We start from the raw sequence: 26,760 nt of genomic DNA, 5'->3' as shown, positions 1-26,760 counted from the left end.
TCACCACCTCTTATCTTTGCCGGTCCCCAGCAGGGGCCGTAATTTTTCCGCTATCGCTTCCCGGGCACGAAATATTCGTGACCGAACCGTACCAATGGGGCAATTCATGATGACTGCAATTTCATCATAACTCAGCCCCTCAATTTCTCTCAGCGTAATTGCCGTACGTAATTCTTCAGGCAATTCCTCCAGCGTCTGGTTCACCGTTTGAGCGATTTGTTTGCTTGTTAGTTCGCTTTCAGGCGTGTTCATTTCTCGTAACTGACTGGCTTCCTCGAACCCTTCGGCGTCTTCATTATCAAATCCGTTGCCAGTGGTCGGCGCCCGCCGGCCCTGGGCCACCAGAAAATTCTTCGCGGTATTAATACCAATTCGGTACAACCAGGTATAAAACGCGCTATCCCCGCGAAACGACGGCAAGGCACGATAGGCCTTTATAAAGGCTTCCTGGGTTACATCCTCCACTTCCGCCGAATCGCGGATAAATTGCGACAGCAATCGTGCAAGCTTGCGCTGATATTTGACCACCAGCAGATCGAACGCTTTTTTGTCCCCATGCTGAGCGCGCTCCACTAGTTGCTGATCGATTTCCCGGTCACTCATGCCGCCTGGTCCCTGAGTCATGATTGTTATACTTGTAACTGCTGCATTACGAAGCAGCCCAGTCAAGTATACCCGTTCAAGGGTTCATCAGGGAATTAGGCACAAGCCCACTATTCGTGGTCTGTGTGAAGAGACAACGCATAGTATAAATTAGTTCAGCTAAAGACGTGGTTATTCAGGAGGACAGTGTCCATGACAAAATCCATGACAGGATTTGATGACGCGATCAACGGTGACCCGCGGACTAACGGGGGCCGCAGAGGAATTTAAGCGCCAGCGAATCCGATTATTCTCCCGAGTTCAGGTTTTTCTCAATGCAGCGCAGCGCAAAAAACGGTCCGCGCGGCACTGGAAAACAGCTGACTTCGACAACCAACTTTGCGGAGACGTTTCCTGGATTTCCCGGGAAATCAGTGGCCCGACATCGCCCGGCAACTTTCTGCACACTCACGGCACGCCGTGGCGCATTCTTCCATACCTTCAAGCTGCTCGCAGCTCTCGGCACAAGCGTCACAAATCTCGGCGCAGATTGTACATGTCTGATTACTGAACTGGGAGCCGCTCAGCATGAAATGCAGCGACGTCTGACATATTTCTGCACAGTTCATCATAAGACGGAAATGTTCCGCCTCGACGTGCTTGCCACCCGATTCCAGGCAATGGTTCATGGCGGTCTGCAAGCAGGTCTGGTGGCAATGGCTGCATGCAGCAATGCAAGCTTGCATGCTTTTGTCATCGGTAGTAAACATAAACACGGGAACCTCCTTTTTGAGAAGTCATGATCGATTTTGCCGTGTGGCAAAATGCAACTGTTACCATGCGCTTATGCCCTGGCGAATTCTGTACGCTAACAGACATACGCTTGCTGTTCAAAAGAGAAACCACCTGCGTACTTCTTTTACCGGATTTGCTCGCAGCTCACTTCCGCAAAGGGAAGAACTACGCCAGCGACCGGGGGATAGCGCCTGATTCCGTCATCGGCTGATCTCATTCCTACGAATCCTCTTGCTTAACCTGCGACAACTGGTTCTTATGCCATTATAAGTTGTGAAGTCCTGAAGGATTAACGCTGGGCTCCACCTATCCTGCCACTGCGAAATAGAAGCACGAGGCAGGTATAAAGCCAGCGCCCGGGTCTGTTATCATTCTCTATTCCACAGAAAACCAAAATAATGACAATCAAGTGCCACAGCTCGATTTTGATACCCTGATCATAGGCAGCGGTCTGGCTGGCCTCACCCTTGCGCTTAATCTGGCTCAAACCAATAAGGTAGGTCTCATCACCAAGCGGGCGTTACTGGATGGCGCCAGCGGATGGGCCCAGGGCGGCATCGCCGCAACATTGTCGGAGGAAGATTCTCCCGACGCGCATATCCGCGACACTCTCATAGCGGGTGCAGGGTTATGCAATGAAGAAGTTACCCGATACGTTGTGGAAAATGGCCCGCTTGCTATCCAATGGCTTATCGGACAAGGAGTGCCCTTTACACGCGATCATGATAACGGAACGGGTTATCATTTGACGCAGGAGGGCGGCCACAGCGTGCGGCGGGTTATCCATGCTGCTGATGCGACAGGATACGCGGTGCAACTGACACTGAACGAAAAGGCGCGCGCACATCCGAATATCACGGTGCTTGAGCATCATATCGCGATCGATCTCATTACCAGCGCCAAACTGGGCCGTGCAGATGAAAACGAAAATCGCTGTTATGGCGCTTATGTGCTGAACGGGGTGACGGGAAAAGTCTACACCGTCGGTTCGCACAACACGGTACTGGCGACGGGCGGTGCCGGCAAGGTTTATCTCTACACCACGAATCCCGATACCGCCACAGGCGATGGCATCGCAATGGGATGGCGCGCGGGGTGCCGCATAGCCAACATGGAATTTGTCCAGTTCCATCCAACCTGCCTGTATCATCCCCATGCCAAATCGTTTCTTATCAGCGAGGCAGTGCGGGGGGAAGGCGGTTTGCTGAAACTTCCCGATGGTACGCGTTTCATGCCTGAGCATGACGGGCGTGCGGAACTGGCGCCCCGCGACATCGTTGCCCGTGCGATCGACTTCGAGATGAAAAAACGCGGGCTCGATTGCGTTTATCTCGATATCTCTCACAAACCCGCCAACTTCCTGAAGGAGCATTTCCCCAATATATACAAGCGCTGCCTGGAATTCGGCATTGATATAACCAAAGAGCCCATACCTGTCGTGCCTGCTGCGCACTACACCTGCGGCGGCGTGGTGACCGGCTGGAATGGCAAGACTGACCTGGACAATCTTTATGCAATCGGCGAGACCGCCCATACCGGCCTGCACGGCGCTAATCGGTTGGCAAGCAATTCGCTGCTGGAATGCCTGGTGTTCGGACAGGCCGCGGCCAGGGATATCATCGAGCAACCGCCCGAGCCGGCCATCGAATTACCGCAGTGGGACGAAAGCCGCGTAACCAACGCCGACGAGGAAATCGTCATATCGCATAACTGGGACGAGCTCCGGCGTTTCATGTGGAGCTACGTCGGCATAGTCAGAACGAGCAAGCGATTGCAACGGGCACAGCACCGCATCGAACTGCTGCATGAAGAAATCAATGAGTATTACGCTAACTTCCGGGTCACGAGCGATCTGCTGGAGCTGCGCAATCTGGTCGATAGCGCCGACCTTATCGTGCAAAGCGCGATGTTGCGCCACGAAAGTCGGGGACTGCACTACAGCCGCGATTATCCGGAACTGTTGCCGGAGGCGAGGGATACGGTATTAAGACGGTAGAATCGGGGAGAACAGAAAGAATCGACTGCAATTCGTGGCGCTCATCCTCCGAAATCTGTCTCGCGTTTCAATTAAACTGCTCAACGTGAAAAAGAATCATTCAGTCTCCCCCGCATACCTCTTTCGCATCAATTGAAAACTCGCAGGATTCCGGCTTCCCCATCCAGCGTTCGCGATCCATCCGGCCTGAACATCCGGCATCTTCCAATAAGGCGCGACTGCCTGATGCATCGCAAACGAGTACAACCGAGTGCCGTTCCTGGCGCAGCACCCTGACCTTATAGTCTTTGAAGTTTTCCAGCAGTACTGGATCATGCCTCGTGGCGAGCGTCAGTAATTCGCTTTCGCTGAGCTCGAGTGGCGGGTTTTTGTAACGGACGGTGGATTCCACCGCAGCCGATAGTTTGGTGAGGGCAGAGGCTTTTATATACATTTCCTCGCTATTGGGCGGCCTCGAGCCGTGGGTGCAGCTTGCTAACGAAAGGGAAGAAATGACGATCGATAAGGTAATGAGGGTAATGCCAACACCGCCGTTTGTCCTGACCATAATCAAGCCTTGTCTTTCCAGTAAACGTAGCTGCCCGTGGCGTCTCTCCCGGTGTCCAGATTCCAGTCTACTGCTGCTGTCCGGTAGATGTCGTTGTTTTTGAAGACCGCATCGGCGATGTACGACCAGGCGATCAGGACGTTTTGCATTGCGCGATCGAATATCTGGTCGTAACTCATTGCACCCAGTGGCGTCGCCAACTCCTCCAGGTACTGAGTATCGAGATTGGCAACAGCCGGATACGTCAAGCCGATGTTTACTGCGACATGCCGCGCGAAGGGAGGAAGTGCGTTGCCTTCTTCCGCTTTATCGACGACAAACTTGAATGAACCGTGCCAGTTATCGATTACTGGAGGATCGGTTTGGTAAGCGCTTGCATAACAAGTTTCAAGCATGCTCTGCCACGTGCTTGTAATGACCGGGTCCAGCTTTCCACTGTCCGGTTTATCGCAACAACCCCAGATTCCGGAGTCGAGGTGCTCTGCCAAACCTATTTCACCAAGGTTTAATCGCTGGAAGATATAGGCGTCCTGATGCATCTCGCAAATACGGTGCTTGTCCTTGTTCTTCTGGTACTCGCCCACCTTTAGTTCGACAACAGGATGAATCGTCGTATCAGTGACGACGTGGCTGGTATATCCCAGTAGCCACGCAAACGCTTTCCGCTGCGGCACGCCGTCCAGCTTTCTGATTAGTTCGATTCCAGCTTTAACCATGTCGCCGGTTTTCTGATAGTGCATTCGGTCCGCCCAGTGACAAGCATTGGGATGAGCGATATCGAGATAAGGATAATCCGGGCTGACAGCGCCAAGCTCGCAAAACCGGAAATAATCCAGCACTGAAATGATTGCCTCGGGCGTAAACCCTTGTTTTTCTAGCCGGGCCGGTTCTTTGGCCAGATTTACCATAGTGAGATGTGCGTAGGCTCCGGACATAGGTACTCCCTCAGTTTCGCGTTACCGATCACCCCGTTTAGCTGCCTGACTGGCTGATGCGGCGCCGATCGGTACTGGATTGGAGAATCGTTGCTATCATATATTTTGTTCCATGCCCACCGCATCGTAGCCGTTTTTTAATATAGTCAGGCCCCGGCCCAAGGTCAATCAGAAAAGCTGTAATGTTGGTAATTAGGGCGCGGTCAAAATGCTTTTCGATGGTGTAAATGTTCAGTTATTTCGAGAAACTGATTTACCCCTACCCGGATTCTACGTGTGCACGGATCAACTCCTCTCCAGAACGGGCGATGATCGGCGAGAACCAGACATGACCATCCGCACTGAACACAAAAGGGAGATGAATAGACCCCTGAATTACATTTAGAGCAACACGAAATGAAAGGCATTGCACTAATCTTATGGACGTTCTTTAATGTTCGCTCCAAGCTTTCGAACTTGCCCAGTGATGGAGTCATGTGTTCGGGCAGCAGGGCGCCGCGACGAGGACTGTCATGCCCGTCGCGCCAGTTTTGACATTGATCGAGGAAGGAGGTTGGGATGAAGGAACGCAAACCCGTAGCTGTCGTGGCTGGAGCGGGACCTGGCAACGGTGCCGCGTTGGCTAGGCGCTTCGCTGACGGCGGGTACGCCGTTGCGCTGCTTGCGCGCGATGGCGCAAAGGTCGCCGGACTTGCCGAGCAGATCGATGGCGCCTGCGCCTATGCGTGCGACGTGAGCGATCCCGCGTCCATTGGCAGGGTTTTCAACATGATCGCGGCAGATCTTGGCGCTGTGGAGGTCCTTCTCTTCAACGCGGGCTCCGGCGTGTTCAAATCGGTCGAGGAGATCACGGCTGCCGAGTTCGAGGCAGCATGGCGTATCAACGCCTATGGTTCACTGATCTGCTCCCAGGCTGTCATTCCTGCTATGAAAGCACGGGGTTCGGGCACCATCCTCTTTACTGGAGCGACGGCATCGCTGCGGGGTGGAAAGAGGACGGCGGCGTTCGCGCCGGCAAAGGCCGCGCAGCGCAGTCTGGCTGAGTCGATGGCTCGCACGCTTTGGCCGGCGGGAATCCATGTTGGGTTGCTAATAGTGGACGGTGTGGTTGACCTCCCCAAAACGCGGCAGACAATGCCTGACAAGGAGGACAACTTCTTCGTGGATCCTGCAGGAGTCGCTGAGACAGCCTGGTTCCTGACGCATCAGGACCGGCGGGCGTGGAGTTTCGAGGTCGAGGCACGTCCCTTCGGCGAGAACTGGTAGTCCGCACCAATAACCCCTATTTCTTTTTTCATTTTGCAGGGGTTCCTGGAGGAATAGGGGGAAATGCCGTTCCAGGTTCTACGTCGGGTGTTGCCGAGGGCGTGGATATAGGCCTGGATAAGGGCCTGGATAAAGGCCTTGGAGGCGTAACGCTAGCCTCATCCCGACGGCTGCCGGAGGACGGTTCGCTAGTCGGAATGCGCCGTGCTTCGCCCAACGCCATATCCTCCGCCTCCACCACCCATCCTCCACCCAAAGCTTTGTAGAGGTTGACGAGGGAATTGAAAATCCTGCCCTGAACGTCAGCCTGGGTGGTCTCGGCTTCAAACAAGGTTCGCTGGGCATCCAGTACTTCAATAAAGCTGATATACCCTTCCTCGTACCGCAGTTGCGCCATTTCCAGATAGGTACGCGACGCGGCGACGCGGCGGTTGACGGCATTAAGTTGTTCGCGTGTTTTTTGCAGTGCAACCAAGGCGTCTTCAACCTCCCTGAGGGCAATCAGGATCACTCGCTGATAGTTGAACAATGCCTGTTCACGGCGTGCCTCGGCCTGCTTTACCTGCCCGGCGATGCCTCCAGCGGTGAATATTGGCACAGAAGTCAGCACGCCAAAAGCGGCCATGTGCGCCGGCCCTATGAACATATTGGAAAGTTGCGTGCTCGCGACGCCCAACATGCCTGTCAGCGAAATCTTGGGGAAGTAGAGGGCGCGGGCCGCACCAATCTGGGCGTTTGCCGCAACGATATTCTGTTCCGCCTCGCTGATGTCAGGGCGCCGCGTCAGCAGCTCTGCCGGCAGCCCGGCGGAGACGCGTGGAAGCTGGAGTTGCGCGAGCTCACGGCCACGCCGGATGGGGCCCGGATTGCGTCCAAGGAGTACGGAAATGGCGTTTTCCTGCTGGCCTATGCTGGCCTCCAGTGGCGGGATGGCAGCTGCCGCGATCTCGAATTGCGATTGCATCTGCGCGAGCTCAAGCTGGGAAATAATGCCTCCTTCATAGCGCAGCTCGAACACCTTGACCGTTTCCGCGCGACTTGCCGCCGTCGCCAAGGCAATTTCAAGCTGGCGATCGAGAATAAGCAGGTTGATGTACGAGGACGCGACAGAGGTAACCAGCGTCAGTATCGTCGCGCGACGGCCTGCTTCGGAAGCGAAAAGCTGGGCGCGGGCAGCTTCGGTCAATCTCCGGATGCGGCCCCAGATGTCGAGCTCCCAGTTCGCATTTATCGATATCTGGTAAATGTTACGAAAAGCATCGGTCCCGGATTGCGAAGGAAGAGGCACTGCGAACGGTGAGCGCAACCGTTCTGCGCCGGCATCACTGTTCAGCTGTGGAAACAGTTCGGAGCGTGTCGCCCCGAAACGGCCCTGGAATTCCTCGATGCGGGCAGCGGCAATGCGTATATCCTTGTTTTCGTCCAATGCCACCCTGATCAGCTCGTTCATCGCGGGATCCCTGAATTGTTCCCACCACATATTGCCGGCGATTTCCAGGGAGGTCTCGTGGTCAAAGCGGTATTTGTTCATCACCTCTACCTGGGGCTGGCGGTAATCGGGCCCCACCATGCACCCGCCAAGCGTGAGCGTCAGGAAGAAGATCAGCGAACAGGAAGCAGGGAAGTCTCGGCTGTCGAGCTGCCTTCGGGCCGTTGTCCCGCTCATTCGGGTGGCCCTTTTGTCAGAGCCGGCGCAGGATTTGCGCCTTCGGTGTCTCCCCCTTCCATTTTTGCAGTGCCTGCCGGCTTATCCTCTGCGAGGGTTTTTCCCTTGCCGCTCATTTTCTGCAAAAGCATTTCTATGGCCCAGTAGAACATCGGGATGAAAAATATCGCAATGACGGTTGCCCCGATCATGCCACCGACAACGCCGGTACCGATCGAAATCTTGCTGTTGGCGGAAACGCCGGTTGCGATCGCCAATGGCACGCACCCCAGCGTAAAGGCAAGAGAGGTCATGATGATAGGACGCAGCCGGTCACGGGCGGCATTAATGGCAGCGTCATAGATTGATTGCCCGGACGCCCGGTTTGACACTGCGTATTCGAAGATCAGGATCGCGTTCTTGGCTGCAAGGGCAATCAGCATTGTCAGGCCGATCTGGAAATAAACGTCATTACTCAAGCCACGCACAAAGATTGCAAGCAATGCGCCAAACAGCGCGAACGGAACGGCGGACAGCACACCCAGGGGCAGCGACCATTTCTCGTATTGCCCAGCGAGGATGAGGAACACCATGATGAGGCCAAACACCAGTACAAGCATTGAGGAACCACCGGCTTTTTTTTCCTCGAAAGTCTGTCCGCTCCATGCAATGCCATAATCGCTGGGCAGAATTTGCGCCGCTATTTCTTCCATAGCGTTGATAGCTTCACCCGAACTGAATCCCGCTGCAGCCTCCGCTGTCACTTTTACCGCGGTGAAGTTGTTGAAACGCGTTACCACATCCGGTCCCCTGTCGAAATGGGTAGTCGCCACCGCGTTGATGGGAACCATGCTCCCCGTCCGGCTGCGGACATAGAGATAATCTATATCCTTGGGAGTCAGGCGGGAAGCCGGTTCACCCTGGATGATCACCTGGAAGAGGCGGCTGAACTTGGCGAATTGCGACACGAACGAGGAGCCAAACATTGTCTGCATGGTGCTGTATACATCCTCCACCGCAATGCCCAGCGTCTCGGCCTTCGCCCGATCTACGTCAAGCCGGAGTACCTGCGCAGCGGCGTTGTAAGTTGAGGTGATGTTGGTCAGTTCGGGTCGTGTCCTGGCCTGCGCCAAATATTCCTCTATCACCTGCGCAATCTGCTGGCTGTCGTTGTCGCCCTTGCTCTGGATATAAAGCTCCATCCCGCCCGTCGTGCCCAGCCCCGGAATAGACGGCGGATTGATAGGCAGAATGACACCTTCGGCGATGTTGGCGAACTTCGCCGCGGCGTCTCTCATTAGAGCGGGTACGCTCTGGGTTTCAGCATTGTCGCCAGCGTAACGCTCCTCGAAGTCCTTGAGCCCGACGAAAAAAGTGGCGGCGTTGCTCTTCATCTGGCCATCCAGCAGGCTGAATCCATCCAGTACTACGATCGATCTTGCGGCGGGATGGCTCATGAAATAGTCGGTAGCGTGACGGCTTACCGCGGCGGTGCGATCCAGTCCTGATGCGTCCGGCATGAGCACGGCACCCAGCACGACGCCCTGGTCCTCGGGCGGAAGAAATGAGCCGGGAACCTGCTTTAACAAAATGAAGGAAAGCGCGATCATGCCGATAAACAGCATAAGCGCTACGGAAAAGCGCTTGATGACCAGCTGCACGCTGCGTATATACCCCTCGGTCATGCGGGCAAACCAGTCATCGAACCATTTGAAAAAACCGCGCTTCTCACCAGCTGGGGGCTTGAGAAGAAGCGCCGCCAATGCGGGGGAGAGTGTCAGTGCCACCACGCCGGATATCGCGACTGAAATTGCAATCGTGATGGCGAACTGCTTGTACAGCTGTCCCGTGACGCCTGGAATAAATGCGACCGGGATAAACACCGCGCATAGTACCAGCACGATCGCAATCAACGCGCCGCCCACCTCATCCATCGATTTCTTCGCCGCATCGCGGGCCGAGAGGCCGAACCTTGACATGTTATGTTCCACTGCCTCGACCACCACGATGGCGTCGTCCACGACTATGCCAATGGTAAGAATCATGCCGAACATGGTGAGCATATTGAGCGAGAAACCCAGTGCGATCATGCCGCTGGCCGCGCCAATGACGGATATCGGGACCGCGATGATCGGGATGAGGGTGGCACGAAGATTCTGCAGAAACAGGAACACGACCGCGACGACCAGCGCCAGTGCCTCGAAGAAAGTATAAATCACGGATTGGATGGAAGCGCGGGTAAACTCCGTGGTATCCATGGTGATTTCATACTCGATGCCTGGAGGAAATGTTTTTTTCATTTCCTCGAGGGTCTCCCGCACGCCTCTGGCGACATCGAGCGCGTTGGCGCCCGGCTGTTGGTAGACGACAAGCACGGTCGCGGGCTTGCCCTGCCGGGTAGTTCTGAGGGAATAATTTCTCTGCCCGAGTTCGGTGTAACCCACGTCCTTGAGGCGAACGATCGCCGCGCCCTCGCTGGCCGCGCGAATAATGATGTTATCGAACTCTTCCGGGGTGGTCAGCCGGCTTTTGGTGGTAATGGAGAAGGACTGCTCGACAGGGCGATCCGTAGGCGACTGGCCGATGCTGCCCACCGCATACTGCTCATTCTGCTGCGCGACCGCCAACTGGACATCGCGCGCGGTGACTCCCAGCGTCGCCATTCGGTCCGGTTTCAGCCAGACGCGCATCGCATAGTCGGGGGTGCCCATGATCGTCGCCTGACCGGCTCCGGGGATGCGCTTGATGGCGTCAAGTATGAAAATGCTGGCGTAGTTGGAAACATAGACAGGTTGGTAGCGATCGTCCGGCGAATAGATCGAGACGACCATCATCATGGCCGCCGACTGCTTCTTAACCGCGACGCCTTGCGCCTGTACGGAGGCGGGCAATAGCGGCAGCGCGAGATTTACGCGGTTCTGTACCTCTACCTGCGCCAGCGACGGATTGGCATCGATGTCGAAATAAACCGAGAGCGTCATGACGCCAGTGGATGAACTGGCGGAGGACATATACATGAGCTTATCGGCGCCATTTACCTGCTGTTCGATAGGGGAGGCGACATTTTGTGCGGCGACTTCAGCGGATGCGCCTGGATATGTTGCGGTAACCGAGATCTCCACCGGCGCGATCTCGGGATACTGCGCGATAGGCAAATTGTAGAGTGCCACCCCTCCTGCCAACGTAATCACGATGGAGAGTACTGACGCGAACACTGGCCGGTCTATGCAGAAATGGGAAATTTTCATCGAGACGGGAATCTGTCCAAGGCTTGCCGAATCATTTTAGCCGGATTTGTTTCTCGTCCGAATGGGCACATGGGCGGCCTATTGCCCCATCGAGGTTGAACCCGGCGGCCCCGGCGGCGGTGCGACCGTATTCTCGACGGTAGAACGCGGCGTATCACCCTCTCCGGCGCCGGCAGTGGGGCCCGATAAAACTGCCGTTGCGGCGCTCATCGGGGCGGATGCATTGACGACTTTGAGGATAGCGCCGGGGGAAAGCCGAATCGCGCCATCCACGACCACCCGTTCCCCAGGCAGCAGGCCGTGGTTGATGAACCAGCCTTCGCCCTGCCAGTCGCCTATTTCGACTTCCCGGCGAGCGGCCTTGCCTTCTCCGTCCACGACCCAGACATAGTGCCCCTTTGCTCCCTGCAATACGGCGCGCTGCGGCAGGAGAATGCTGTTTGGACGCATCGCGCCCCGAAGTTGAACGCGGACGAACTGGCCGGGCCGCAAGTCCCCCTCAGGATTTGCGAATAGCGTGCGCACAAGGAAGGTGCCGGTTTCCTGGGAAAAGGATGGCTCGCTAAAATTGATCCGCCCAAGATGCGGATATACCGATCCGTCTGCGAGCGTGATTGCTACTTCGAAAAGATTGCGTGAGGGAAACCTGAGCAGCCCGTGTTCGATTTCCCCGCGATACTTCAGCATCTGGTTTTCCGAGACGCTGAAATTGACCCAGATAGGATCGAGCTGTGCGACATAAGTCAACAAGCCGTCGGCCCCCGCGCTCAAATAGCTGCCTTCATGCTTTTTACTGAAACTGGATAACCCGGTAAGCGGAGAATAGAGAGTGGTGTAACTCAGGTTCAGCTCTGCGCTTGTTACTTTCCCCTGGGCGGCAAAAACTGCCGCCTGCGCTTGCTGAACCATCCCTATGGTATCGTCCAGGTTTTTTTTACTAAGGGCGTTTTTTTCTGTGAGCGGTCTTACCCGGGCGAGGGTGGCTTCCGCCACGGCAAGCGCAGCCTCTTGCTGCGCCAGTTGGCCTTTCGCGGATTGCAGCGCGGCCTGGAACGGCTTTTGGTCCATCTGGTACATCTTCTGCCCGGCCTTCACCAACTCACCCTCGGTGTAAAGCCGTTTTTCCAGAAAACCTTCGACTCGAGCACGAATTTCGACTTGCCGGGAGCTTTCGGTTTCGGCGACGAATTCCAGTTGGACTGGCGTATCGCTGGGCGAAACAGTCACCGTCGTCACTTCCATCGTGGGTGGCGGGGAGGTGGCCGGTGTTTGGTCACTGCAACCCGGAAGGGTAAGCAGCGTCAGGAGCATGCAGTTCGAGAGCCATAAGGCCCGCAAGGCACGTCGGCACAGACCTGGAAAATCCAAAATAAGGAAGTGCTCAGGAGCGGCTGATGTAGTTATTCGCATGCAATAGGCGAAGGGTCGGAAAGGATCTATCCCCCAAGGTTTTTAGATAGTCCCAGGGCTAAAACAAAGGAAAAGTTTCGATGAAGTTCGTAGAAAATTACGACTGAAGAACGTTTTTATCCTCCTCCGGACACCACTCCCTTGGTCGCTTGCGTGTCGAAAGGATAATGGCGTCGCACATGTTGTATGGTTACCCACTGGTCCGTGGTGAATGCGGCGATGGACCACGCGCCGTTAAAGCGGCCGATACCGGAGTTCTTCTCGCCACCAAACGGATTGTAGGGAAGATCATTTACCGACTGGTCATTGACGTGCACCATGCCGGTTTCGAGTTGCTGTGCAAAGCGCAGGCCGCGCTCGACATCGGATGAAAAAACTGCTGCGGCAAGCCCAAGCTCGGTGTCATTGGCGATTCTGAGAGCCTCCTCTTCTCCGTGTGCGCGTATGAAGGGCGCGATCGGCCCGAACGATTCCGTTTGCGCCAAGGGCATCCCGTTCATTACGTCGGCGAATACATGAGGAGGCAGAACAAGGCCCTGCGCTTCCCCGCCGGCCACCTGTCTTGCACCGGATGAGACAGCATCCTCGATACGCCGCCGCAAGCCATTCAATTGAGCCTGATTGATAACGGGACCGATCATTGTGTCTGGCGCTTTCGGATCGCCAACCTTCAGTTTGCTTACCCGGTCGACAAAGCGCTCAAGAAATGCATCATGTACGCTGTCCTCGATAATGAAGCGGTTGGTGCTCATGCATATCTGGCCCTGATGCAGAAATTTACCGAATATGGCCGCCTCCACCGCCCGTTCAAGGTCCGCGTCCTCTAGCACTACAAAGGGATTATTACCGCCCAATTCGAGTTCGAGTCGCTTCAACGTCGCTCCCTCGACCGCCAGTTTGGCTATGTGCCGGCCCACTGGTGTCGAACCGGTGAACGAAATTACGCGGGGAATCGGGTGGGTAACGAACGCATCTCCTATTTCGCTGCCCGCCCCGATGATTACACTGAGAACGCCGGGCGGCAAGCCCGCTTCTTCCAGAATCTTTGCCAGCAGCAAGCCGCCGGTAACTGGCGTGTCACTTGCCGGTTTAAGAACGACGGCATTACCCACAGCCAGCGCGGGAGCCAGGGATCGAACGGAAAGCTGCATGGGCCAGTTCCAGGGGCTGATAACGGCTACCACGCCGACGGGCTTGCGATACATGCGGCATTCCTTGCCAGGGATGTCGGACGGGAGGATACGGCCTTCCACCAGATAAGGCAGGGTAGCGGCCTCCAGCAGCACAGCATGCACGGTTTCCCATTCCATGGCGGCCTTGATGCGAGTACTGCCCGCTTCCTCGATCAACCATTTCACGATCTCTTCATGGCGCGCTTCCATGACTTGTGCCGCCCTGCGCATCACGGTCGCACGCTCTCCCGGCAGCGCCGCTGCCCAGCCGATCTGGGACGCAACCGCCCCCCGATACGCCTCATCCATGTCATCGCGGGTAGCATGCGGGATTTCGACAAGAGCGTCGCCATTATAGGGGTTGAGGTCACGCAGTACGTTTGCCCCCTTCCCATGCCGCCACTTGCCGTTAATAGGTAACTGATCGAATCCCTGATAATGCGGTTGAGGTTTTCCGTTGTTGTTCTGTTCCATGAAAGGCCTCATTTTTGTATCAATTTCCGTTCGCCGGCGCCGTTGAGTGGTTGAGGCCGGTTCCCGTTCGCCTGGCACTAACCTCGGAATACGATATCGAATTCCGCTACCATGAAGCCGGGCTCCTCAGGAGACTGGCTCAGCTTTATAATCAGCGCTTCCGGATCAACAGCGCTCTGCAGAAACCGGTCCTTTGGGATATACGGGTCTCCTTCGAAATACATCTGCGAAATCAACTCGTCCCGTTTGCCTTTTACATCGAAGTGGATATGAGCTGGCCGGATCATGCCCGGCTCGGCGGGATAGTGCAGCGGTTTTATCGTTTTGAACTGATAGCGGCCATCGGCGCCGGTGGTTACTGCTCCGAAGCCTTCGAAATTGGGGTCGAGCGGTGCCGGGTTCGTGTCATCAGGATGAGCATAGCGTCCCATCGAATTTGCCTGCCATATTTCGACGTCGGCTCCCATAACCGGGATTCCGTCAGGGTCGATCACGCGTCCCCTGACAATGAGAAGCTGCCCCTTGGCGCGTCCCGAGCCGCCCGTAACGCGCGTCAGGTCGCCGCTACGGTTCGGCCTGCTCATGACAGGATAAAACGGGCCCAAAATCTGCTCTTGTGTCCGCCTTCGCCTTGATGCCATCTCAGCAAGAACAGAACTCACGGGTGACAACATGCCGGCAGCGAGTAGAGCCGCTGATGCTTTAAGTATGGTGCGGCGCCCGGGCGCTGGACTATCGAACTTCATGATATTTCCCTGATGAGATTGATTGAACCGGCATACTCCCGATGGGATGGTCCACCTGCAGAAAGTCAGGCCTGACTTGCAGCCAGACGGATGATGGGCTTGATGGTGACTCCCTTTTCGCTGTCTTCAGCCGCCTGGTTGATCTGTTCGAGCGTATAGAATCTTACCAGCTTGTCGAAAGGGAATCGTCCCTGCGTATAAAGCTCGACCAGGGCGGGAATGAAGAGATCCGGTTTGCTCTCACCCTCGATAATGCCGATGATGCGCTTGCCGGCGGTCATTACATCATTGACGTCGAAGCTTGCCTCGATGCCCAGGGCAGGGGCGCCTACGATGCCACAAGTACCGCCTATCGATAGCGCGTCGATCGCCTGGCGCAGAACCTCGGGCCTGCCGCTCGATTCGAGCGTGAAATCCGCGCCCCCATCAGTGATTTCACGCACCGCCGCTACAGGATCAGTCTGGCGGCTGTTCACGACATGGGTAGCGCCTAGTTCCTTCGCGAGTTCCAGGCGGGAAGGAACTACGTCGGAGACAATGATTGTTGTAGCCCCCGCCACGCGTGCCGCCATGACTGCGCTCAGTCCAACCGCGCCACCGCCAAACGTCGCGAAACTGCTTCCGGGCGTCACTTTAAGTGCATTGATTACGGCCCCGGCTCCGGTCTGGATGCCGCAGCCCAGCGGACCCAGCAACTCGAGCGGGGCATCATGCGGCACCTTGACGACATTGCGCTCGTGCACCAGCGCGTAGGTTCCGAAAGACGATTGCCCGAAGAAATGGTCGTGAATGGCTCCTCCGCCTGCTTCGCAGGTGGCTGTGCTCCCATCTTCCCGCGCTCCGCCAAAATTAAGCGGGTAAAAATTCTCGCAATAGGTCAAGTCTCCGCGCAGGCAGGGCTTGCAGTGGCCACACCACATATAGGTCAGCACCACATGGTCTCCTGCCCTGACCTTTTTTACACTTTCGCCCACCTCTTCGATCACGCCCGCGCCCTCATGCCCGAGCACGATCGGTAGCGGCACATCGTAGAGCTGGTCACGCGCAACCATATCGGTATGACACATGCCGGTTGCTACCACCCTCACCAGCACCTCGTCGGGGCGCGGCTCATCCAGGAACAGTCTCTCGACCTGGAAAGGGCCGCCTTTCTGCCGTATCGTTGCCGCCGTAACCTCTCTCATCCTGGCCTCCGATATCCGTATTCGATTACTTCTGGAAAAGATTTGCGACAGGTATGACGTGCATCATCTACGAAGTTCTCCGTTACCCCGGTGATCACTATCGCCGGAAAGCGAGAGTCGCATCAGCGGGATAAAGGAAGCTCGGCAAACTTCATTCGCCAACCCTCATGCAGTCAGCTAAAGCCGGATGCCTGATTTACCCGGAGCAAGTATTCCATTCGGATCCAGCGCCTTTTTAAGGGTCTTGTTGATTTTGCGCTGTACCGGGCCGTAGGTATCCGCCACTTTGTCCATAAACGCCGTATTTACGCGATAGATTCCATAGCCCTGCGCAGAAAAGGTGCTCACCAGCTCATCGAAACATTCGTATGCCGCCTTTACCTGTTTCGGGTTTGTCTTGTCGTACAGGACATCGACGACATGATGCATGTCGCGCATGCCGACGATGAATTCTCCGGAATAATCCAGCCCGTGCCTGGCGAGAATCTCCTTGGTCAGGGACATCTGTTTGAGCGTCTCGCCGCCGCGCGCCTGAGAGACCGGCGCAAACCACATTGATCCGCCACCCCCACGCCAGTTGTACAAGGAAAATTCCTTGAGCGTCATGTCTCCCCGCATGAGTGCGGCGCGGTAGGCAAAGGCGGGATCGCCTGCCGATTCCTTCTCGGTCAATATCTTCGCCTTGCCGGACTTGCCAAACGCCTGTCTCACAATATTCCAGTTCACGTCGACCTGTTCCTGAGTGCCGTAAAGGGCTGCGTATACGTTCCAGATTCCCAGGTTATGATCATTGGTTATTTTACGTACCGCCTCATCGGAAATCGATCCGGATCCGGTCACGTAGTCGCTGCGGCGAGCCTTCGTCGGCGCTTCGTACAAGGCATGGGCGATGACGACCGCGTTGGGAATGATGCCGTTGATGCGCAACGGCCGGATCGTTTCCACGATCTCCACGATATCTTCCTCATCCTGGTATTGTATGACAAAAGGCTTGAAAACCGGGGGAGCGGGCATGAGCCAGAAGCCAAACTTGGTGACAATGCCATAGTTGGACTGGGTAAAAATACCGTCCAGGTAGGGTCCGTACCCCCACTTGAAGACTTGCCAGGTATTGGACCCCGGCATCGAACCCATCCCGGTGCGCAACACTTCGCCATTCGCCAAGACCACTTCCATGCCGCATGCAAACAGGAAATGTTCCCCATAAGGTGTATAGCCGACGCCGCGGTCCAGCGTATTGCCAACCGGCCCCGCAATCGCCGACGGGGCCGGCATGGATAGCCATAAGCCCAGCTTGCGTTCGGCAATGTGGTCGTAGAGCTGTTTATAGGTGACTCCCGGTTCAACCAAAGCATAAGCCAGTTCTTTGTCGACTTCGAGAATACGATTCATCCGTTTGAGGTCGAGCACGACCTGGCCGCGTTCGGCTGGTGCAGCGGAGCCGTAGCCCAGGTTTTTTCCCGTCGAGATGGGCCAGACAGGCACTTTATATTTGTTGCAGATACCCACGATCTTCTGGATCTGTTCCACTGTTGTGGCCATCAGAGCCGCAGAGGGAGCATGGTCCGAGTCCGGCACGGGCATCATGGTTTTGATGTAGGGGGCGAGCTGCTCGGCGCTGACGAGTACATTCGATTCGCCCAGGACCCCGCGAAAGGCGCTGATGGCGGCATCGAAAGTCTGTTCGGACACGCCGTGGGGCAGTGCAATATATTTACTGGCCATTGTTTGTTCCCCTGGCTAAATGTCTACTACGAATGAAGTGAACCCGCCTGTCTTATAGGGTGAGGGCGCTCCTAGCTTGACTTCGTCTGACTGGTACACGTGGGCGCGTGCAGAGCAGGAATCATAACCTGCATCCGCGCCAAGGGCGGCTGCAACTACTGCATACCCTACCGCTTCCATCCACCCGCCGGCATACGATTCATCGCTGGCGCGCGCGCTCCTTCGCTTTCCATGGCTTGCTGTCTGGAGCCCTGGTTCCTGGTTGACCGGGGTCCATGCAGGGGCCGCATCCCACCCCAGCAATTTGCAGCCATCCGCTGGCGAAACGCCAGCGCAATAAAGATGGGCTGGGTCGTGCCGGGGTCCGGGTCCGGCACCATCGAGTCGCCAGGCAAGAAACCCGGGAGGAGATTCCCTCACTGTGCCCCTCTCTTCTGTCCCCTGAGTGGAAAAGAAACTTTCCACTATCGAAAAGCTGCGCTCGCTTTCGACGAGCCGCGCGGCCAGGATGCTGCCCGCGGCGTGCGAAGGCGATGCGGCAGCCCAAACGTGCCTGAGCGTGGGTACGCGCGCTCCCATCCCGCGTACCCAGGTGTCGCCCGAAGAAGCATGAGAACCCAACGATAACAAACTGCCGCCCGCGTTGCGCACCAGTTCGGTGAAGACGGCAGCGCTGCCATCATCCATCACTGCGATCCATCGGGTATCGCGGAACGTCGCGAGCAAGTGGGCGACTTCTTCGTATTCGTTCAGCAAGCCATCTTTAAGCTTGATTACCTGCAGCCCATCCTGTGCGGTTCCGGTTATGGCATCGTGCCCTGTAGCGGTCCGGCGAGCATTCCCGGCAAAGGCAGTGCGGGCTCCGGCTGCGAATTCGGCGTCAGCCGCCCCGCTTCCAAGCAACAGTCGCAATCTTCCCGGTTTGCCTGCCGAAGCGGCGGCCATTGTTATCGGTGGTATGCCCAGCGTCAGCAGCGTGCTTCCCATCAACGCGCCTTTCATGAGATTACGTCGATACACATCCATGAGCTACTCTCCCGTTTGCCGGCCCCTTGCCAGCTTTTTCAGTTTGCCGAGATATATTCGGCCAGTTTCGTCAGTGACTCGTCGTCAATTTCGGCGATGCGAAAGGAAGGCATTGCCCGGCTTCCATTTCGAACCACGTTGCGGATGTAAACGGGAGGAAGCGCGCGGCCACGAATGACAGGTCCAACGCCCTGCTCGTGGCAGTATCCACAAACCTTGGTATAGACCTCGGGCCCGTCTTTCCACACGAAACCTCCATTGGGAGCAGGAGGAGCCGCGAATGCGGCTTTTGTCATGGTTGCTGCAGCAATAGCTATTACTATTACCAGCATAAAACCAATCGCCCCGGCGCCTGGCGCGGTTTTCCTCATATTTGCTCTCCTCTGGAAAGGTACGTATGATAAAACTCGATGGGATTTCCACTTCATTTATTAATATTAGCATTAGTTGATGCGGTTACTAGCTAATGTGAGTAATATGATAAGTGATCATAGTGAAGAATGGTTCGTGAGCTATTTTTAAAGAAATGGGAATTGACGGGCCCGGTTGAGAAAGCATCTTTTCGCCTCTTGAGCGGATTGTTTAACTGAAATACTTGAAAACAAACAATCCCCATTGCTTGCGGGACGACCAAGGGAACAACCGGCCTTCCAGCGGCTGCAATCAACCCGGCATCTTCTCAGGAAGATTCTATCGTTTAGAATTATCAGTAGCGAGGAATTTGTATTGCGGTGCAGATTTTCAGTCTGAGCAGGAGTTATATAAATGTTTAATCTAGGCTCCATGTTCAATCTGGGCCCCGCTGATCCCGTGGTCGGCAAGAAGAGCATCCTGATCAGGCTATCCGCTGCCGAGATCTTCAAATTTATCGGTGATGATTTATTTCATAACTATCCCAGATGGTCGCCTGAAGTACAGGAACTTGAGTGCCTCACTGATGGGCCCGTAAAGTCGGGAACCATAGCAAGGCAGGTACGCGTGGATCATGGCCAACGCTCGGAATCGAAATTTCGCATTACGATTTATGAACCTGCAAGGCGATTGGCCTTTGCGGGCGTTGTTGAACCTTATCGTTGCCTTTACGAACTACAACCCCAGGGCAGGGAAGGTGTAACGGAATTGAGCTTTACTTTTGAACTACTTGAGCTCAAGGCGTTCATGCGGCCTTTTGAGCCGCTGGTCCGAAGCGCGATTCAGGAGGGCGCCACCCGTACGGTGGAAAATATAAAACGTTTGGTTGAAAGCGGCACACCCGGCACACCCGGCGCAGCCGCTCGACCTTGACCGACACCTGCCTGCAATTTTTGAGAATGCAACTTGGCCGGAAAAAAGATCTTTTTACGCTTGGCATTGTAGTTTGTGGATTAATTGTTTCAGCGTCCAGATCGGCGCGAGGATTTATTTATGGCAAATGAAGTTTCTACAGAAGCACAGCAATCGCAGGCACCGGACGATAGAAAACTATGGGATGTTGTCCTCGGAATCTATGGCTACCCGGCGTTGCTTCTTGCGCATAAGCTCGGCGTCTTTCCCCTGCTGGAAGACGGCGAACTTTCGCTATCTGTCATCTGCGAGAGGCTGAACATCAAGGCGCGCCCTGCCGAATCTATTCTAAGCGCAGCAACAGCCCTGGGGTTCCTGTCGATAAAAGAGGGACGTTACTCGCTGACGGCAGTCGCTGAACACTATCTGCTAAAGAAAAATCCCAGCTATTTTGGGTATATGTGGGATCTGATGATCGAAAACGATCAGGTACATTCATTTAAAAGCCTGGAAAGGGCAGTTCGCACAGATGAGCCTCAGGTTTATGGCGGGACGGGTGTTTACCGTCCCGAAGAAGTGCAAGCCGAACTCGTACGAAGATTTACGCGCAGCATGTACAGTATGAGCATCAAATCGGCTTTCCACTGGCCGGAGGTGCTCGATCTCTCCGCTCACCGTATCATGCTCGACATTGGTGGAAGCTCGGGCGCCCACTCGATCGGGGCCGTATCAAAATGGAGTAATTTACAAGCGATCGTTTTCGATTTTCCCCTGGTGTGCGAGATTGCAAATGATTTCATTGCGCAGCATGGCATGCAGGATCGCATCAGGACATATGAAGGAGACATGTGGCGTGACGAAATGCCACCCGCGGATCTTCATTTTTATTCCACGGTTTATAATGACTGGCCGCCTGAGAAGTGCAGCTTTCTAACCGCGAAGAGTTTCAATGCTCTTCCGTCCAAGGGACGTATCATTATCCACGGAATGCTCTATAACGAGGACAAATCCGGCCCTTTCGCTGCGGCTGCCTTCAGCATGCTCATGATGGGGTGGACCGAGGGAAAGTCCTACTCCTCCACGGAGCTGTCCGCGATGTTGGGCGATGCAGGATTTTGTGACATCGAGGTGCGTCCGGCCTTTGGCTACTACAGTATAGTTACTGCTCTCAAACCTTGAGACCCGGGAATACCTGCAGGTGTTCCCGCCAGTTTTCTGCCTGACGTTGCTCTACCCCCTTTTCTGGTCCTACAGGGATCCGGTAATCGAATTTGGGCGGTTTCCTTAATTTTTCCTTTGTTGCGCCTGGAAGGATTGCTTTCAAGACAATCGACGAGAACCTCTCGACGGGGACGGGCGAGCTTGTAATCACCGTAGCCGGGATAGCCGCCGATGTTCACGAGGAAAATCGGCAGCCTGCAATTGGGATAGAGGCGCCTGGCTACGCCGTTACCTTCAATTAATATGTAGATTTGGTCGATGAAGGCAAACTGGCAGCTGCTCGTTAAAGTGATGTGCCCCAGAGCGCTGATTTCAAGTGTTGGTATTGCCGGGAGGTACTCCGGCGGGTAGAGGGGTGGCACCGATGTCGCCGTCATAACACGAAAGATGCGCGCCGACCCCGAAGGCGGTCATGGAGATCGAGCCCAGGGAGTGTCCGCGGATCAGCGCTTGCGCCGCTTCCCCGGCAGTCGCAAGTCCTGCGAGGTACAGCAGGGGGATGAAGTGATCCGGTGTTGGCACCGCGAGGTCATAGTCTTCATGCGAGGCCACCGCCAGTATGCCTGCTGGATCGAGAGCCATTTGATGCGCAACTGCATCATCGAACCGGTGTGCCCAGTCATAGCCTTCATCAACGTTGGCCCAGTCTATCCGGTGCAGATTGTGCACTACGTTCCCACTCGCCACAATGAGGATGCCACGGTCCCGTAGTGGCGCGAGCCTGACCCCGAGTTCCAGATGATAGCTCAACGGCTTCAGGGCGTTTACCGAGAGTTGGACTACGGGGGCGTCGGCTTGCGGGTACATATGCGCAAGCACACTCCATGTTCCGTGGTCCAATCCCCATTGATCCTGGTCCAGGCCTATCCAGGTCGGCTTTACCGTCTCTGCGATTTCCGCGGCAACGTCCGGTGCGCCGGGGGCGGGGTACTGGAAGGCATAGAGTTCGGGGGGAAAGCCATAGAAGTCATGGATGGTTCGCGGCCTCGCCATGGCAGTAACTGCCGTGGCCCCGATGTACCAATGGGCCGAAACGACCAGCAGCGCGCGTGGCCTGGGGAGATTCTTGCCAATCTGACGCCATGCGTTCGTGTAGCGGTTCGAAGCAAGCGTATTCATCGGGTTTCCATGCCCGATGAACAGGGCGGGTAAGCGGCTCATCCAATACTCCCAATGTGGAAAATCAATTTGCTATCTGAAGAAGATCACCGGCATGGAAGATAAAAGCCCTTGGGGGGAAATTCAACAATTCCTTTCGATCATGCGCTGACCCATCTGCACGTCGTTTGATCACATGGTTATTTGATTGCTTGAACGACTACTGCAGGGTCGATATCGAATCGGAGAAAATGCTATTGTATATTTTGCTCCCCGTTTTGGGATAGCTGGCCATGGCCGTTTTTAATATAGCCATGCATCGGTCAAAGATCAAATTAAACGCGCTGATGGCTAAAAGTGTCCAGCCCGTATCGCTTTTGGATGGTTTAAATGTTCAGCTATTTCGAAAAACTGGTTTACCCCTATCCGGATTCCACGGACAGGATCCCTCCACAAGGTTTTTTCGCTTTCATATGGGAAGCGACAGCCGGCGTAAAACGGCACCTCATTGTGATGACGCTGTTAACCGCCGCGATAGGCGCATTTGAAGCGATATGGTTTGCCATGCTGGGGAAAATAATTGATTGGCTGAACGATGTGCCGCCCTCTCTCTTATGGGATCAGGAACGGAACGGGCTTCTTCTATTTGCCGGGCTGCTCATAGCAAGTCCCTTGCTGGTGGGGTTTCAGAACCTCGTAAAGCATCAGGTGCTGGGCGGAAACTTTCCCATGCGGCTCCGATGGAATTTCCATCGTATGATGCTCAACCAAAGCATGGGCTTCTACCAGGATGAATTTGCGGGGAGGGTGGCCGCCAAGGTTATGCAAACCGCCCTCGCGCTACGTGATGTCTGCTTTATTCTGGGAGACATCCTCGTTTATGTAACGATTTACTTTTTTACAATGGTCGCGGTGGTGGGCAGTTTTGATGCTTGGATGGCCATCCCTTTTATCGGATGGTTCATTCTCTATATTTTTGCATTGCAGTTTTTTGTACCACGGCTGAGCCGGGTTTCCCAGTCCCAGGCGGATGCACGCGCTTTAATGACCGGGCGCATCAGCGACGCCTATACCAATATCGCAACCGTAAAGCTTTTTTCTCATACCGGCAGGGAAGCGGGTTATGCACGATCCGCCATGCAGGAATTTCTGAAAACGGTGCATAGCCAGATGCGATTGATCTCCAGCTTTGAAATCACCAACCAGGTCATGAGCGCCGCACTTATCATCAGCGTTGTCGGCCTCGCCTTACTGCTATGGGCAGAAGGCCGAATAGGGGTGGGGGCGGTCGCTGCCGTCGGGGCAATGTCGCTAAGGCTCAACGGCATGTCGCATTGGGTCATGTGGGAGATGACTTCGCTATTCGAACAGGTTGGCACCGTGCGGGATGGCATCACCACATTGTCGCGCGCCCATCTGGTAACGGATTATCCTGACGCAAAACCTCTCCGGATAAAAAATGCCGATATCCGGTTTGAGGACGTCCTCTTCTGTTACGGCGGAGATACGCCGGTGATAGATCATCTTTCCCTGCATATCAGGGCCGGCGAAAAAATCGGACTGGTTGGACGTTCCGGCGCCGGAAAATCCACGCTCGTAAACCTGTTGCTCCGATTTTATGATGTTGAGAAGGGTCGCATATTGATAGACGAGCAGGATGTCAGATATGTTACACAGAACAGTTTGCGCGCCAATATTGGTATGGTCACGCAGGATACCTCGCTCATGCACCGGTCCGTGAGGGAGAACATCCTTTATGGCCGTCCCGATGCAACCGATATGGATATGATAGCGGCGGCAAAAAAAGCCGAAGCACATGATTTTATAATGGGCCTGGCGGACCCTATGGGACGCAAAGGCTACGATGCACATGTAGGCGAGCGCGGAATAAAGCTTTCTGGCGGCCAGCGCCAGCGGATTGCCATAGCCCGCGTAATGCTGAAGGACGCCCCGATTCTTCTGCTTGATGAGGCCACCAGTGCGCTAGACTCGGAAGTGGAGTCGGCCATTCAGTCAAGTTTATACCGGTTGATGGAAGGCAAGACCGTGATCGCTATAGCCCACCGCTTGTCGACGATAGCGGCGATGGACCGCTTGATCGTCATCGATAAGGGCCGTATCGTGGAAGAGGGCGGGCATCAATGCCTCATTGCGCTCAATGGTCTTTATTCGCGCCTGTGGAACCATCAGAGCGGGGGGTTCCTGGCGGAAGATGCGTAGCCCTGTCCCCCGTGAACCGGTGAACCGGTGAACACTTTCTGGAAGAAAGCACGGGAGACGATATCAGGGGAGGGGGGCGTTTCCGTTATCAAGTTCTATATCGGCCGCTGGTTTAACTCCCGAGCGGATTGCCGACTCGCTCAGTGACGGCAGGCAAAGTTCGATGAAGCGATAAGCGTATCCGCGGAGGTAGTGGCCGCGCCGAATGGAAATGTTTGTCGTATTTTTTTCGAACAGGTGTGAGCTATCAAGCAGATTGAGCCGCACATCGCGAACCGGATTAAACGCCATCGAGGCGACAATTCCGACCCCCAGCCCGAGCTCGACGTAGGTCTTGATGACGTCGGCGTCCAGTGCCGACATTGCGATATCGAGTAACAGGCCTGCCTTTGCAAACGCCTGATCAATTCCCGCTCGACCGGTAAAACCCTCGTGGTAGGTGATAACCGGAAATTCCGCAATCGCCTCGAGCGTGAGCGGATGTACAGATTCCAGGGGGTGGCCGTGTGGGACGATTACGGCATGATGCCATGAGTAATAAGGGAAGGAAGCCAGTTCCGCGACACTCTCCAGCGCCTCCGTGGCAATCCCGATGTCTGCAACGCCGTCGAGCAGCATGGACACGATCTCGCCTGGGCTGGCCTGATGCAGGACGAGATGCACCTGGGGAAACGCCTGCTTGAATAGCGTCACCACCGAAGGCAGAGCGTATTGCGCCTGCGTATGGGTAGTCGCGACAGTAAGCCGGCCCTTGTCCCGATTGCTGAATTGTTCAGCCAGACGTTTCACGTTTTTGGCGTCAAGCAGGATGCGTTCGACGATCTTGACAAGTTCCCTTCCCGGATCGGTCAATCCGAGCAGCCGCTTGCCTTTACGCACGAAAAGTTCGACGCCCAGTTCATCTTCCAGATCTTTTATGTGCTTGCTGACACCGGATTGTGAGGTGAACAGGGCATTTGCCGCGTCCGTCAGATTGTAGTTCTGTCGAACCGTCTCATGAATGATGCGCAGTTGCTGGAAGTTCATATTGTTATTGTGTAATACCAGTATTGGTTAAGGGTCGTTTTTTGGCGAGCAATTGATAGGGCCAACGCGTGAACTGCTTGCCTGTCCTTTCGACTCCTCCCGTTCCTCCAATCTTTTATCCTTGTCTTTTGACCGTCATGATCTATATTTTCAATAGCGCCTGTCGAGGACTTCTTCAGTTCGTCAATATGCATGAATCCACCGGCCTCATTTAACGGATTTCGTTTTCATTTGTGGAGGTTGATTTTAATGGGGGGCTATCATGGAATCGACCCAGCCTGTCAATCAGGCACCAAACCAGTATCAGCTCAGCGGCAAGCATCTTCATATCAGTTACTCAACCAGCGGTTTCGACGGCAGACCACATTTCACCTATCAGGATCAACAACAGACACTTGGCTTCAGCGGAGATGAGATCCGTACTGCCGAGTCCGAAATCGGTACGCTTGTCACTGTCACCATTCGCCTGAGCATCGATAGCGGCGGAACCAGTTTCAGCATAATACTGCCCCGCGTGGACATTCCCGGAGAACAATCCGTACCTGTCCAGACCTACGGTATTACGACTATACATAAATTCTCACCAATACCCATGAGCGGGCAACGCGATTTTTATACGGTAACATCCCTGGCCGGCTCAGCAGGCGTAGTATTCTTTTAGGTTCCTCAGGTCCAATCCTTCAAGTCCTTCGGATCTTTCCACTTCCAGCGCAGCAGTATCCGTAATTGCCTGAATTCCTCGGGGTCTATGCCGTCGGGTAGAACGGTTACGCTGAACGAGAATTTTCGCAACGGCTCCGGGGAATCCACAACGTCGTCGAGTTTCAGCGGTTGCAATTCGAGTACGGTGAGATAAGGCGCGACAAAGCTGCTGCCGAGCAGGGTGCAAACGATGCGCTCTCCCCGTCGCGTTTCAACTGCGCAAATCATTTCATCTGACAGTTCGAGCCCCGTTATTGACTCCGGCGAACGTAGCAACGCGTAGCGCCTCAAGTAGAAAACCAGGCTGGTAACAAGGACGGCGGAGCCTGCTAATTTGACTGATCCAGGTAATAGAAGCGGCCACAGCAGGCCAATCGCCGAGAAGTGGGCAAAACCCAGCATGGCGGCCAGCTGCATGGAGGGTCCGAGCCGGACGGCGAGTAGCGGTGGAAGAGGTCGATGCAAGAGATCAGGCATAG

The 26,760-nt window shown here is 55.2% G+C and carries 24 protein-coding genes; 9 read left to right on the top strand and 15 right to left on the bottom strand.

Annotated features, from left to right (window positions below; genetic code table 11):
* Positions 1–603 carry an RNA polymerase sigma factor RpoE gene (gene rpoE / locus BMZ14_RS05285; protein WP_074795618.1) on the bottom strand — a complete coding sequence of 201 codons (603 nt, stop codon included), beginning with the start codon at positions 601–603 and terminating at the stop codon, positions 1–3.
* 413 nt (positions 604–1,016) lie between these two features.
* On the opposite strand from rpoE, the gene BMZ14_RS15040 reads away from it, so the two are divergent.
* From BMZ14_RS15040 to nadB, 3 genes are all read left to right on the top strand, one after another.
* Entirely contained in the window at positions 1,017–1,385 is a 369-nt protein-coding gene (locus BMZ14_RS15040) for a hypothetical protein (RefSeq protein ID WP_177186912.1), read from the top strand.
* A complete protein-coding gene (locus tag BMZ14_RS05275) occupies positions 1,382–1,588 on the top strand; it encodes a hypothetical protein (protein WP_074795296.1) in 207 nt (68 codons plus the stop codon). Before BMZ14_RS15040 ends, BMZ14_RS05275 begins: the two co-directional genes overlap by 4 nt.
* 198 nt (positions 1,589–1,786) lie before the next feature.
* Complete coding sequence (nadB, locus tag BMZ14_RS05270) at positions 1,787–3,373, top strand: L-aspartate oxidase (protein WP_083396636.1); 1,587 nt, start codon at positions 1,787–1,789, stop codon at positions 3,371–3,373.
* A gap of 100 nt (positions 3,374–3,473) precedes the next feature.
* On the opposite strand, the gene BMZ14_RS05265 is transcribed toward nadB, so the two are convergent.
* Entirely contained in the window at positions 3,474–3,920 is a 447-nt protein-coding gene (locus tag BMZ14_RS05265; RefSeq protein ID WP_074795292.1) for a hypothetical protein, read from the bottom strand.
* A 2-nt stretch (positions 3,921–3,922) separates the two neighbouring features.
* A complete protein-coding gene (locus BMZ14_RS05260) occupies positions 3,923–4,855 on the bottom strand; it encodes a zinc dependent phospholipase C family protein (RefSeq protein WP_074795290.1) in 933 nt (310 codons plus the stop codon).
* Positions 4,856–5,413: 558 nt separating this feature from the next.
* On the opposite strand from BMZ14_RS05260, the gene BMZ14_RS05255 reads away from it, so the two are divergent.
* Complete coding sequence (locus BMZ14_RS05255; protein ID WP_074795288.1) at positions 5,414–6,121, top strand: SDR family NAD(P)-dependent oxidoreductase; 708 nt, start codon at positions 5,414–5,416, stop codon at positions 6,119–6,121.
* Between the two features lie 28 nt (positions 6,122–6,149).
* On the opposite strand, the gene BMZ14_RS05250 is transcribed toward BMZ14_RS05255, so the two are convergent.
* From BMZ14_RS05250 to BMZ14_RS05210, 9 genes are all read right to left on the bottom strand, one after another.
* Positions 6,150–7,787, bottom strand: a complete 1,638-nt coding sequence (locus BMZ14_RS05250; RefSeq protein WP_083396635.1) for an efflux transporter outer membrane subunit — start codon at positions 7,785–7,787, stop codon at positions 6,150–6,152.
* Positions 7,784–11,014 (bottom strand): efflux RND transporter permease subunit, encoded by a 3,231-nt coding sequence (locus BMZ14_RS05245; RefSeq protein WP_074795286.1) that lies wholly within the window; start codon positions 11,012–11,014, stop codon positions 7,784–7,786. Before BMZ14_RS05245 ends, BMZ14_RS05250 begins: the two co-directional genes overlap by 4 nt.
* A gap of 78 nt (positions 11,015–11,092) precedes the next feature.
* Entirely contained in the window at positions 11,093–12,325 is a 1,233-nt protein-coding gene (locus BMZ14_RS05240; protein WP_083396634.1) for an efflux RND transporter periplasmic adaptor subunit, read from the bottom strand.
* Positions 12,326–12,540: 215 nt separating this feature from the next.
* Positions 12,541–14,070 (bottom strand): aldehyde dehydrogenase family protein, encoded by a 1,530-nt coding sequence (locus BMZ14_RS05235; RefSeq protein ID WP_074795614.1) that lies wholly within the window; start codon positions 14,068–14,070, stop codon positions 12,541–12,543.
* A gap of 77 nt (positions 14,071–14,147) precedes the next feature.
* The gene (locus BMZ14_RS05230; RefSeq protein WP_083396633.1) at positions 14,148–14,816 is read right to left on the bottom strand and encodes a dioxygenase family protein; all 669 of its coding nucleotides are present in this window, start codon (positions 14,814–14,816) and stop codon (positions 14,148–14,150) included.
* A 65-nt stretch (positions 14,817–14,881) separates the two neighbouring features.
* Positions 14,882–16,000 carry an NAD(P)-dependent alcohol dehydrogenase gene (locus BMZ14_RS05225; RefSeq protein WP_074795284.1) on the bottom strand — a complete coding sequence of 373 codons (1,119 nt, stop codon included), beginning with the start codon at positions 15,998–16,000 and terminating at the stop codon, positions 14,882–14,884.
* Positions 16,001–16,177: 177 nt separating this feature from the next.
* Positions 16,178–17,725, bottom strand: coding sequence for an FAD-binding oxidoreductase (locus tag BMZ14_RS05220; protein WP_074795282.1), 1,548 nt, complete (start codon positions 17,723–17,725; stop codon positions 16,178–16,180).
* A gap of 15 nt (positions 17,726–17,740) precedes the next feature.
* Positions 17,741–18,751: a hypothetical protein gene (locus tag BMZ14_RS05215; protein WP_074795280.1), complete on the bottom strand. Its 1,011-nt coding sequence runs from the start codon at positions 18,749–18,751 to the stop codon at positions 17,741–17,743.
* 38 nt (positions 18,752–18,789) lie between these two features.
* Entirely contained in the window at positions 18,790–19,122 is a 333-nt protein-coding gene (locus tag BMZ14_RS05210) for a c-type cytochrome (protein WP_074795278.1), read from the bottom strand.
* Between the two features lie 394 nt (positions 19,123–19,516).
* Here BMZ14_RS05210 and BMZ14_RS05205 point away from each other — a divergent pair, with 394 nt between their 5' ends.
* The 3 genes from BMZ14_RS05205 (at position 19,517) to BMZ14_RS05195 (ending at position 21,477) form a co-directional block, all read left to right on the top strand.
* Positions 19,517–20,035, top strand: a complete 519-nt coding sequence (locus BMZ14_RS05205) for an SRPBCC family protein (protein ID WP_074795277.1) — start codon at positions 19,517–19,519, stop codon at positions 20,033–20,035.
* Between the two features lie 120 nt (positions 20,036–20,155).
* Positions 20,156–21,193 carry a methyltransferase gene (locus tag BMZ14_RS05200; protein ID WP_074795275.1) on the top strand — a complete coding sequence of 346 codons (1,038 nt, stop codon included), beginning with the start codon at positions 20,156–20,158 and terminating at the stop codon, positions 21,191–21,193.
* Between the two features lie 92 nt (positions 21,194–21,285).
* Entirely contained in the window at positions 21,286–21,477 is a 192-nt protein-coding gene (locus tag BMZ14_RS05195) for a hypothetical protein (protein WP_074795274.1), read from the top strand.
* A gap of 70 nt (positions 21,478–21,547) precedes the next feature.
* Here the strand turns inward: BMZ14_RS05195 and ygiD are convergent, their stop codons facing one another.
* Positions 21,548–22,396, bottom strand: coding sequence for a 4,5-DOPA-extradiol-dioxygenase (ygiD, locus tag BMZ14_RS05190; RefSeq protein WP_074795272.1), 849 nt, complete (start codon positions 22,394–22,396; stop codon positions 21,548–21,550).
* 327 nt (positions 22,397–22,723) lie between these two features.
* Between ygiD and BMZ14_RS05185 the strand changes: the two genes are divergently transcribed.
* Positions 22,724–24,553, top strand: a complete 1,830-nt coding sequence (locus BMZ14_RS05185) for an ABC transporter ATP-binding protein (protein WP_074795271.1) — start codon at positions 22,724–22,726, stop codon at positions 24,551–24,553.
* Positions 24,554–24,616: 63 nt separating this feature from the next.
* Here BMZ14_RS05185 and BMZ14_RS05180 read toward each other — a convergent pair whose 3' ends face one another.
* The gene (locus BMZ14_RS05180) at positions 24,617–25,579 is read right to left on the bottom strand and encodes a CysB family HTH-type transcriptional regulator (protein WP_074795269.1); all 963 of its coding nucleotides are present in this window, start codon (positions 25,577–25,579) and stop codon (positions 24,617–24,619) included.
* Positions 25,580–25,841: 262 nt separating this feature from the next.
* Between BMZ14_RS05180 and BMZ14_RS05170 the strand changes: the two genes are divergently transcribed.
* Positions 25,842–26,240 carry a hypothetical protein gene (locus tag BMZ14_RS05170; protein ID WP_074795265.1) on the top strand — a complete coding sequence of 133 codons (399 nt, stop codon included), beginning with the start codon at positions 25,842–25,844 and terminating at the stop codon, positions 26,238–26,240.
* Between the two features lie 5 nt (positions 26,241–26,245).
* Here the strand turns inward: BMZ14_RS05170 and BMZ14_RS05165 are convergent, their stop codons facing one another.
* Positions 26,246–26,758 (bottom strand): hypothetical protein, encoded by a 513-nt coding sequence (locus BMZ14_RS05165; RefSeq protein ID WP_074795264.1) that lies wholly within the window; start codon positions 26,756–26,758, stop codon positions 26,246–26,248.
* Positions 26,759–26,760: the final 2 nt, after the last annotated feature.

It is taken from the genome of Nitrosospira briensis, from assembly GCF_900115125.1.
GTDB classification, from domain to species: domain Bacteria; phylum Pseudomonadota; class Gammaproteobacteria; order Burkholderiales; family Nitrosomonadaceae; genus Nitrosospira; species Nitrosospira briensis_A.
Note: the sequence above shows the minus strand (reverse complement) of the source record. Positions and strands in the feature narration are given on the sequence as shown.

Bases quoted from the DNA above. Each gene is read 5' to 3' on its own strand.
- BMZ14_RS05210 (WP_074795278.1), bottom strand. From the start codon at position 19,122: ATGAGGAAAACCGCGCCAGGCGCCGGGGCGATTGGTTTTATGCTGGTA.
- BMZ14_RS05225 (WP_074795284.1), bottom strand. From the start codon at position 16,000: ATGAGAGAGGTTACGGCGGCAACGATACGGCAGAAAGGCGGCCCTTTC.
- BMZ14_RS05170 (WP_074795265.1), top strand. From the start codon at position 25,842: ATGGAATCGACCCAGCCTGTCAATCAGGCACCAAACCAGTATCAGCTC.
- BMZ14_RS05250 (WP_083396635.1), bottom strand. From the start codon at position 7,787: ATGAGCGGGACAACGGCCCGAAGGCAGCTCGACAGCCGAGACTTCCCT.
- BMZ14_RS05185 (WP_074795271.1), top strand. From the start codon at position 22,724: ATGTTCAGCTATTTCGAAAAACTGGTTTACCCCTATCCGGATTCCACG.
- BMZ14_RS05165 (WP_074795264.1), bottom strand. From the start codon at position 26,758: ATGCCTGATCTCTTGCATCGACCTCTTCCACCGCTACTCGCCGTCCGG.
- BMZ14_RS05230 (WP_083396633.1), bottom strand. From the start codon at position 14,816: ATGAAGTTCGATAGTCCAGCGCCCGGGCGCCGCACCATACTTAAAGCA.
- BMZ14_RS05220 (WP_074795282.1), bottom strand. From the start codon at position 17,725: ATGGCCAGTAAATATATTGCACTGCCCCACGGCGTGTCCGAACAGACT.
- BMZ14_RS05180 (WP_074795269.1), bottom strand. From the start codon at position 25,579: ATGAACTTCCAGCAACTGCGCATCATTCATGAGACGGTTCGACAGAAC.
- BMZ14_RS05245 (WP_074795286.1), bottom strand. From the start codon at position 11,014: ATGAAAATTTCCCATTTCTGCATAGACCGGCCAGTGTTCGCGTCAGTA.
- BMZ14_RS05215 (WP_074795280.1), bottom strand. From the start codon at position 18,751: ATGGATGTGTATCGACGTAATCTCATGAAAGGCGCGTTGATGGGAAGC.
- BMZ14_RS05200 (WP_074795275.1), top strand. From the start codon at position 20,156: ATGGCAAATGAAGTTTCTACAGAAGCACAGCAATCGCAGGCACCGGAC.
- BMZ14_RS05205 (WP_074795277.1), top strand. From the start codon at position 19,517: ATGTTTAATCTAGGCTCCATGTTCAATCTGGGCCCCGCTGATCCCGTG.
- BMZ14_RS05275 (WP_074795296.1), top strand. From the start codon at position 1,382: ATGATCGATTTTGCCGTGTGGCAAAATGCAACTGTTACCATGCGCTTA.
- ygiD (WP_074795272.1), bottom strand. From the start codon at position 22,396: ATGAGCCGCTTACCCGCCCTGTTCATCGGGCATGGAAACCCGATGAAT.
- BMZ14_RS05255 (WP_074795288.1), top strand. From the start codon at position 5,414: ATGAAGGAACGCAAACCCGTAGCTGTCGTGGCTGGAGCGGGACCTGGC.
- rpoE (WP_074795618.1), bottom strand. From the start codon at position 603: ATGAGTGACCGGGAAATCGATCAGCAACTAGTGGAGCGCGCTCAGCAT.
- BMZ14_RS05260 (WP_074795290.1), bottom strand. From the start codon at position 4,855: ATGTCCGGAGCCTACGCACATCTCACTATGGTAAATCTGGCCAAAGAA.
- BMZ14_RS05235 (WP_074795614.1), bottom strand. From the start codon at position 14,070: ATGGAACAGAACAACAACGGAAAACCTCAACCGCATTATCAGGGATTC.
- BMZ14_RS05240 (WP_083396634.1), bottom strand. From the start codon at position 12,325: ATGCTCCTGACGCTGCTTACCCTTCCGGGTTGCAGTGACCAAACACCG.
- BMZ14_RS05265 (WP_074795292.1), bottom strand. From the start codon at position 3,920: ATGGTCAGGACAAACGGCGGTGTTGGCATTACCCTCATTACCTTATCG.